Source organism: Gluconobacter potus, from assembly GCF_015244705.1.
Lineage (GTDB): Bacteria > Pseudomonadota > Alphaproteobacteria > Acetobacterales > Acetobacteraceae > Gluconobacter > Gluconobacter potus.
Genome location: NZ_JABCQF010000050.1, coordinates 1 through 1,743, shown reverse-complemented (window position 1 = coordinate 1,743; position 1,743 = coordinate 1). Strand labels below are relative to the sequence as shown.

Annotated in this window: 1 protein-coding gene; it reads right to left on the bottom strand. The window is 55.7% G+C overall.

Translation table 11 applies throughout. The annotated features are described in order from the left end of the window. Positions 1 to 37 precede the first annotated feature (37 nt). On the bottom strand, positions 38 to 1,651 hold the full coding sequence (locus tag HKD31_RS15885) for an ISL3 family transposase (RefSeq protein WP_110560887.1): 1,614 nt from the start codon (positions 1,649 to 1,651) through the stop codon (positions 38 to 40). Between the last annotated feature and the right edge of the window lie 92 nt (positions 1,652 to 1,743).

Below are 1,743 nucleotides of genomic sequence, written 5' to 3'. Positions count from 1 at the left end.
TGGGTTCTTCCGTACTTTTCGTGATGATGTTTTTTGATTATGCGGGCTGAAGGACACGCGCCCTGAGGAGTTCGAAGCCTGCTCTTCCGAACATGGTTCGCTTGATCATTTTCAGTCGGCTGATCTGTCCTTCAACCGGGCTGGTTGTCCAAGGTGTGACAAGAGACGCTTCAATGGCAGCCGCATCCCGTTCAAGCGCGGGAATCAGACGTGACAGCAGCGTCGTCTTTCCTTCTTCCAGCAGAGCCTTCAGATCGCCTCCCGTGCAGGTGTCACCCCTTTTACAGAGCAGGGTCTGCATTTTCCTGAGCCAGCAGAGTGTGACGGCAAGGTGCGGTTCAGCTTCCAGAAGGGCAGGAACCAGCAGTCCCTCCTGTCCGGCAGATAACGGATCCTCTGCGAGGAGAAGCCGCGCAAGTTTGCGTCCCCGAGGTGCAACGACATGCGCGGAAGGAACGGGTTTCGCGGAACATCCCTGTCGCGTCGCCACCCATTTCCAGACGGTGCCATATTGTCCTGCAAAGCCCTGCTCCAGGAGTTCCCGCCATAGCTGACGACTATTGCGACATCCTTCGGACCATCTCTTTTCCAGGTGGGCTGTGTAAGGCACGAGTATGCTGCGTGACGGAACCGTTCTTTTCCATGGTGGTGCATGGCCCCGCTGAAACCAGCGCCGCACGGTTTTTCTCTCTACCCCGATCGTTGTGGCGATAGCCTGAATGCTGTGTCCCGCTGCTTTCAGGGCAAGAGCTTCCTTGAAAAGAATGTCACGCCGTTCCCCAGAGGCTGACCTGACGACCGCCTGCGCCTCTTCTGGATGCGCTCTGATTGTTTCAGATATTTTGCTTACGACCGTTGATACGTTCATCTGTCGTGTCAGGGTCCTGACAGTCGTCGTAAAACGGTCCAGAATGCTGACAAAAGCGTCTGACAGGTTCTTCAGCAGATGCCAGCGGTCTGTCACCTGAAGAGCGGATGGTGCGCCTCTGCGGCATCCGTCTGCATAAGTACCGGCACGGTCTCTGGCAATGATTTCAATACCGGGGTGGACCTGCAGCCATCGGGCAAGGGTATCAGCGTCCCGATCTGGCAGGAGGTCAATGACATCATTTTTCTCAAGATCGACCACAATCGTTCCATAGTGATGTCCCCGCCGCCATGCCCAGTCATCCACCCCCACCACACGTGTAAGGGCCGTGCCTTTTGTGGTGTTCTGCACACGTGAGAGAAGACGGCGGACAAGAGTATCCGCGCTGATGGGGCAACACAGGCGCACGGTCATTCGTGCTCCAGCGGAACCGCCCAGGGTGTGGGCGATATAATAATGAAGATCGGCAAGACGTGTGGTCTGTCTGCCATGACGCACGGTTATCCCCTCAAGGGGCATGACAAACGTCCGACGTGGACAAAGCATCGTCTGGCAGAAAAAGCGCGGCACAGAAACGATCAGCGTGGCTGGACGGCCCTGCCATGGAAGATCCGCGAGTTTTCTCTGATAGAAACTGTGAATGCGTTGTGTCGGGCACTGACAGTCCGGACACACTGCACTCCGTTTTCGCAGACCGACTTCGATCTCCACTCTGTTATCCAGTGCAACAACACGACGAACGACGAGGGAACGGGGAAGATCAAGAGACCGAAGGCGTGACACTGGGGAATATCCATGAAAGTGAACGACTTTCTGGATTTCCCAGTTCCGGAACCTCAGTACAAGATACCCATCACGAAAAGTACGGAAGAACC